This is a genomic window from Psychrobacter sp. (assembly GCF_035469765.1).
Taxonomy (GTDB): domain Bacteria; phylum Pseudomonadota; class Gammaproteobacteria; order Pseudomonadales; family Moraxellaceae; genus Psychrobacter.
In genome coordinates this window covers 1-6,784 of the sequence record NZ_DATIRM010000174.1, presented here as the reverse complement: position 1 = coordinate 6,784, position 6,784 = coordinate 1, and the positions used below count along the sequence as shown (strand labels likewise).

The following is a 6,784-nucleotide window of genomic DNA, read 5'->3' as shown; positions in this document are numbered from 1 at the left end:
ATTGGTTATCACCATTGTCAGTCGTCTACATGAGGTGATAGCATGGCTGACGGCAATGCCGGTGCTATCAAGTGCGTGGCTGTATACCCCCGTCAATGCGGCTATTTTACTTATGGTATTGATAGCGATATTGCCTTGGTTGCTACCGCGTGGTCTTATCAGCCGCTGGTTGGTATTGCCACCGCTAAGCCTTTTAATGATGACAATATACGCCAATCAGCAGTCGCTCACAACGACGCCAAGCTTATATATATTGCCAACGGGTGATTCCTATATCAGTGCGGCATTATTGCAATATCCTATGAACAATGAAAAAGATAGCACTGACAAAGATACTAAAAATATCAGTTGGCTATTTTTAGCGGATCATAGACCTAGTGATAGCAAAACCATGCCCAGTAACCTGACAGCAGACAAGCTCTCTGCCACACTAGAGCAGCAATTGGGTAGCTTGGCAGTTAATAAGTTAGAAGGCATCATAGTACAGAGTAGCAGTGGCGGTGTAAGCGATACAAAAGCTTATGATAAAACGAGCGGAGCTGTAAATCCCAATGCTTCAGAGCTTTTACCCATGGTGGTCGCTCATCTCAGTCAGCGTTTGCCTGTTAGCCAATATTGGCAAGCTGGGCGTAGTGAGCGTTGGTCTGCGCTGCAGCGAGCTTATAAGATCACTACGGACTCTCAAAAGACTGCGCCCATCAGCGCCCAACGCTGCGAATCCGGTAAAATATGGCAGCTGCCGAACGGTGATTTAACCTTGCGAGCAATGACAGGTTGGAGCAAGATTGAGGATGCCAGTGTTTGGGACTGTACGGTCGCTATAGATAGCAGCAAACCTATACAAGTCATAAATTATCAGGCAAACGACCCTATTAAGTCCTTACCTGCCACATCATCACTTGTGGCTATGCAAACTAAAAAAGAAAATGAAAAAGTATCAACGATGCCAGATAATAATACTCAATCGCGCCTAATAGTAAATGCAGATACTCACGAGCGAGCATGGCAAATGTGGGCACTATTATGCTCAAATGAATCAGTCGATATGATTTTAAATCAAACCACTTGGCTTGGTCATAGTGCTTCAAACATATCGGGTGAACTCATCAACCAACAACAAATATATGAGACAATTACCTATGATGATAAACCTTTGGAAGCGGCTTTATCATCCTCTAATGCACTCAGCAAAGACAATGCTCAATAAGTGCTTTAGCGCATTATTTGTCATCTCTCATTTATAAAATCTAGCTATTTCACAGAGACGCTATTGAACCGTAACTGAAATGCCACCATACTTGATAACCTATTCATACAGAAAATGTAAACAGTCAAAATATTGATTGTTTCTACATTAGATTTATCATCTGTTTTCTCTTGTTCTACATTGTTTTTGACTTAGGAAGTTATATGCCCAACTGGCCGCCAGACCCTAACAAACGTCCCGATAATTCTGCCAATCAGCCAGCGCCACTACAGCAGTCAAACCAGCCTAGCGGGCAAGAATGGCGCTTGATTGAAAATACTTTATTGGCGAGTGTGGTTGAGCAACGCCGTGCCCGTCGTTGGAGTATTTTCTTCAAATTATTGACCTTTGGTTATATTTTGCTGATATTTTTAATGATTGGTCGTGGTTGCAGTAGCAAAGCACCGACGGCTCTTGATGGTATCGATACCACTAAGCCGCATTTGGCAGTGGTTGAGCTGCAAGGTACTATTAGCAGTGGTGATGTCGCCAATGCTTATGACGTCAATGATGCGCTAACACGAGCCTTTAAAAACAGTCATTCAAAGGCGGTAGTGCTCGATATCAACTCACCGGGTGGCTCGCCTGTACAGTCGGATGAAATCTGGCAAACCATGATGGATTTGCGTAAAGAATATCCAGATAAAAAGCTTTATGCAGTGATTGGCGATATGGGTGCTTCAGGCGCGTATTATATCGCATCAGCGGCTGATGAAATTTATGTCAATCCATCAAGCCTAGTCGGTTCGATTGGCGTCATTATGCCAAGCTATAACGTAAAAGGCTTAATGGATAAGGTCGGCGTAGAAGATCGTACCATTACGGCAGGTGAGTACAAAGATATCTTGAGTCTGTCACGTCCATTAACGGATTATGAAGAACAGCATGTCGAAAAAGTGTTAGATAATACTCATAAGCACTTTATTAATGCCGTAAAAGAAGGTCGTGGTGATCGTCTAAAAAATCCTGAACAGAACAAGCTGTTTTCGGGACTTTTTTGGACAGGTGAGCAATCTATCGAGCTTGGCTTGGCGGATAAAAAAGGCAGTATCTCAAGCTTAGAGAAAGAGCTGAAACTGAAAAATGTAGTCAATTATAGCCCGAGTGACCCATTCCAGCTATTTATGGATCGCTTTGCCGTTAAATTGGGCGCAGGTGTGGGTTCAAGCATCAATCTTGATATCTTGCCACAAGAGGAAGGCAGTGCGCAGATGCGTTAATGGACTTTAATTTTTAGAGTTACCGTGTATGATTGTTAAGGCTGAGCGTGTGATTACGCTCAGCCTTATTTATGTATCGCTGTATAACATCTAGAACCATCATAAAATATAAACTACTTATACCAGCCAATGAGAATGTGTCATGAGTGAAGTCAATTTGCAGTCATTTGCGTCCTTACCGATATCGAAAATAACACAAAAACCCGTCATTCATTTTGCTCATGCTAATGGTATGCCAAGTCCTGTCTATGAGCCTTTTTTTGAAAAGTTGGCGCAAGTTTTCACCATAGAATATATCTCGATGCTGGGCAACACCCCTGATTATCCGGTAGATAATCATTGGCGCAGCCTCACGCAGCAGATTATCGATAGTGTCAAAGATACCTGCGAGAAGCACGGGATCACTCAAGTTATCGCCGTGGGACATTCGCTTGGTGCCATGTGTACGATGCAAGCCTTGTATCGCGCGCCTCAATATTTCTCGCAAGCCATACTGATGGATCCACCGTGGATTTATGGCAAAGTTAGCTTGTTATGGCATCTGGCTAAAACCGCAGACAGACTGCCACTGATGAATAATCGCTTGATGGATAAGCTGTCGCCAGCTGGCGTGTCTAAGCATCGCCGTGACGTTTGGGACAGCCGAGAAGATGCGTATGATAAGCTGCGCCATAAAGGGTTCTTTAAAAACTTTACTGAGCGCAGTTTCCAAGGTTACACTGAGCATGGTTTGCATCAGCGCGCTGATGGCAAAGTCACTTTGGCTATTCCAAAAGCCAGTGAGGTTGCAGTATTTCGCACCAATCCTTCTTGGTATTGGCTGACCCCAAATCGTGCCCCTAAAGTGTCTGTTACCCTGATTATCGGTGAGGACAGTATCTTCTTAAAGCGCCGATTCCCGCAGCAAATAAAGTCGCGTTTAAATATCCCTTATGTCACTCATGTAGGTGGTCATATGTTCCCACTTGAGTACCCAGAGTCCGTATCGCAGCAGGTATTAGCATTGATTGAAAAACAGTTATCTGCTAAATAATAACCGTCTTTATTTTCAATGAATTCCCTTACGCTAAACCGACTATCTTTTTAAGTAGTTTTTAAGCAATACTTCAGTACCGTTTTGAGTGAACACATTATGTCAATGCGAATGCCAAATAGGAGCGAGGCTGAAAATAGTCTAGCTGTAATATTACCTAAGCCTTTATTCACATGCTTAGGAACTTTGCTGCTTATTGTAGGCATGGTGATGACGTTTTTTGTTAGTCAATTAATCGGTGTTTATATCGCCGGCAAACTGGTATTACCAACTGCTAAAAGTGCAACGATAGACGATATCTTCTTTTTTGGCAGCAATGATGGGACGGTCGTCAGTATTTCTATCATGATAGGCTGCATGCTATTAATAGCAATCAGTGCGTTGATTATTCGCATGAGAGGCGGCAATTTAAGACAGTATTTGGTATTAAGACCTTTCTCATTAGCAACGGGTATGGGCATGGTAGGGTTACTGTTGATATTTATGATTGGCAGTCAAGCACTGACCTATATACTCGATGAATCACCACTGTCATTTGTAGATCCTTTATATCAGTCTGTCAGCTCAGTATGGCTGCTTGTTTTTGCGATGGTCATCGTCGCACCTATTTATGAAGAGCTGATATTTCGGGGGTTATTGTGGTCGGCGATTACGGAGCAGTTTACCTCGCCACCTGCTACAGAATATCGCGGGGCAATCGTAGCAAGTTTGGTAACCAGTTTTATATTTGCGGTCATTCATTTGCAGTATGGTATTTATGAGATCAGTACCATTGTGGTACTGGCATTGATATTTTGCTATGCGCGTATCAAATCAGGCTCGCTGATATTACCTATGATATTACATATTGTAAATAACGGCGCGGCTATGTGGCAGTATCTGGCGCAAGTCGCGTAGGAGGCAACAGTGAATACTTAAGCCGTATACACTGTTATTTAATGGTAGGTTTTATCAAGCATCAGGGTTAAGGGCTAATACTTCAGTCGCTGCGTGCTTGATATCATCGATGGTCAAGTGAGGCTTACCGCTCAATGCTTGACGCCATTTGCGCGCACCCATCAGCCCTTGAAATAATCCTAAATAGTGCCGAGTCATCGTTGGAAGCGCTTCCCCTTTAGCTATTTGCTCCTCTAAATAAGGATACAGCTGCGCTAGTATATCTGAACGCTTAGGAATAGGGTCGCCCCATAAGCTATTAGCTTCGGCAAGCAGATACGGGTTATGATAAAAGGCACGTCCTATCATGACGCCATCGATATGCTTAAGGTGTGCCTCAATATCAGCGATGCTCTCAATCCCACCATTAATCTCAATATCAAGCGTTGGGAAATCTTGTTTAAGCCGATAAACATCCTCATAGCGTAGCGGCGGTATTTCACGATTTTGCTTTGGGCTCAAGCCTTGTAGCCACGCCGTACGCGCATGAACGATAAAGCGTGTACAACCACCTGCTGCCACTGTCTGCACAAAATCTGCCATAAATTCATAACTGTCAAAGTCATCAATGCCGATACGATGTTTGACCGTCACTGGGATATCGACAGCTGCTTGCATATGCTTGACCAAATCTGCAACCGTATTGGGTTCTGCCATTAGGCAAGCACCAATCTTATTATGCTGTACACGATCAGAGGGGCAGCCCACATTAATATTGACCTCATCATAACCATGCTGCTGAGCAAATTCTGCACACTGCGTCATCTCAGTGATATCTGCGCCACCAAGTTGCAGTACTAGAGGGTGTTCAAGGTCATCAAAGCGCAGATGCCGCGCGCGATTACCATGTATCAGCGCGCCTGTACTAATCATCTCAGTATACAAATAGACATGTGGGTTAAAAATACGGGCAAAATAACGATAATCTGTAGTCGTCCAATCAATCATAGGAGCAACCGAAAGACGTTTGTTGGTCATATCAACCATAGTGGTTAAGCCTTAATTTTTTAGAAATTTTTAAAGATGTATATGCTAAATGCTGATGGTGTATGCGCCAGTTTGCGAATCACTTATAAGGGCTTGTGAATCTATAATCAATAGGCTGATAAAACATCAGCCTATTTGGATAAAATATTACTAAATGACCTGATTGATTCTTTTGAGTTCAGGCAGATTATAAAAATAAATCCCCATAATTATGGCAATAAAACCGATAAAGACGATATAGAGTGCAGGAGAAAAGCTCACATATAAAGTGGCGTAGCCAAGCCCGAACGGTATCAATACCCCAACAATACCATAAGTGACATTATAGCAAAAAGCCATTCCGGTGAGTCGCACATTGGTAGGAAATAGCTGAATCAAGATGGCAGGTATCATGCCGACAATACCCGCACAAAAGCCCAAAAGCGCATACATAATAAGGATATAGTCGCCACTAGCCTCTAAATGATAGAAGAAGGCGAGCATCTGAGCGATCAAAATAATAGAGCCTATCATCAAAATTTTGCCAAAGTTCTGATGGTTAGAGATGATGCCATAAAAGACACAACCAAAAATCATAAAGACGATGCCAAGACTGTGCGAGAATCCAAACAAGTCAGTATCAAGTGTAAAACGTAATTCAATCAAATCAGGCAGTAAAATAACAACGACTGTGGTAATACTTGAGGCAATTAAAGTGAGAATAAGACCAACAAAGATAGCATGTTTACAATGCTTAAATAGGGTTGTAAAAGGCTTAGCAACATAATCACTGGGTCTTGAGCTTTTCATCTGAGTGAAAAACGGTGTTTCTTCTATCCATCGCCAGGCAAGGAGCGGTAAGACCGTCAGGATAGCTGCGATAAAGAAGGGCAAACGCCAGCCATAATCTGCCAATTGCTCAGTGGTCAACGTACTGTTTAACCAGAGAAAAAAAGCATTAGAAAATAAAACGCCCACAAAAAAGCTTGCAGTAACGTAGCTACAGCTTACAGACAGATATTGGCGCGGCACATGCTCTGCGACAAACACCCAAGAAAGTGGCACATAAAGACCGTATGCCATGCCATGTATGATTCGCAAGACGATAAACAATGCTGGCGCTGCCAAACCCCATTGTGCATAAGTAGGTAGGCACCCCATCGCGAATAAGCTTGCTGCCGTGACCAAGATACTAATCAATAATAAAGGCTTGCGACCTTTGATATCGCCATAACGTCCAAAGATAACACCACCGAGTGGACGTGCAACATAACCAATGGCAAACAGTGCAAGTCCCTGTATCTTTGCAGTGTTGGGATCGGAGCTGACAGGAAACATAGTCGCTGCCATCACCTCTGCAAGATACAGATATATTAAAAAGTC

The 6,784-nt window shown here is 43.0% G+C and carries 5 protein-coding genes and 1 pseudogene; 4 read left to right on the top strand and 2 right to left on the bottom strand.

The annotated features are described in order from the left end of the window. The 4 genes and pseudogenes from VLN09_RS04985 to VLN09_RS04970 all read left to right on the top strand — a co-directional run. Positions 1 to 1,207 (top strand): annotated as a pseudogene (locus VLN09_RS04985) (ComEC/Rec2 family competence protein); the annotation flags it as partial. Positions 1,208 to 1,410: 203 nt separating this feature from the next. Continuing rightward, positions 1,411 to 2,466, top strand: a complete 1,056-nt coding sequence (sppA, locus tag VLN09_RS04980; protein WP_325244270.1) for a signal peptide peptidase SppA — start codon at positions 1,411 to 1,413, stop codon at positions 2,464 to 2,466. A gap of 142 nt (positions 2,467 to 2,608) precedes the next feature. Beyond that, positions 2,609 to 3,499, top strand: coding sequence for an alpha/beta hydrolase (locus VLN09_RS04975; protein ID WP_325244268.1), 891 nt, complete (start codon positions 2,609 to 2,611; stop codon positions 3,497 to 3,499). A 111-nt stretch (positions 3,500 to 3,610) separates the two neighbouring features. Then, positions 3,611 to 4,396 carry a CPBP family intramembrane glutamic endopeptidase gene (locus VLN09_RS04970; protein WP_325244271.1) on the top strand — a complete coding sequence of 262 codons (786 nt, stop codon included), beginning with the start codon at positions 3,611 to 3,613 and terminating at the stop codon, positions 4,394 to 4,396. Positions 4,397 to 4,450: 54 nt separating this feature from the next. Here the strand turns inward: VLN09_RS04970 and dusA are convergent, their stop codons facing one another. Further along, positions 4,451 to 5,422, bottom strand: coding sequence for a tRNA dihydrouridine(20/20a) synthase DusA (gene dusA, locus VLN09_RS04965; RefSeq protein ID WP_325244266.1), 972 nt, complete (start codon positions 5,420 to 5,422; stop codon positions 4,451 to 4,453). Positions 5,423 to 5,572: 150 nt separating this feature from the next. After that, a partial coding sequence (locus VLN09_RS04960; RefSeq protein WP_325244264.1) for an MFS transporter occupies positions 5,573 to 6,784 on the bottom strand: 1,212 nt, incomplete at its 5' end.

Excerpts from the sequence above, each read along its gene's own strand:
- dusA (WP_325244266.1), bottom strand. The coding sequence starts at position 5,422 with ATGGTTGATATGACCAACAAACGTCTTTCGGTTGCTCCTATGATTGAT.
- VLN09_RS04970 (WP_325244271.1), top strand. The coding sequence starts at position 3,611 with ATGCCAAATAGGAGCGAGGCTGAAAATAGTCTAGCTGTAATATTACCT.
- VLN09_RS04975 (WP_325244268.1), top strand. The coding sequence starts at position 2,609 with ATGAGTGAAGTCAATTTGCAGTCATTTGCGTCCTTACCGATATCGAAA.
- sppA (WP_325244270.1), top strand. The coding sequence starts at position 1,411 with ATGCCCAACTGGCCGCCAGACCCTAACAAACGTCCCGATAATTCTGCC.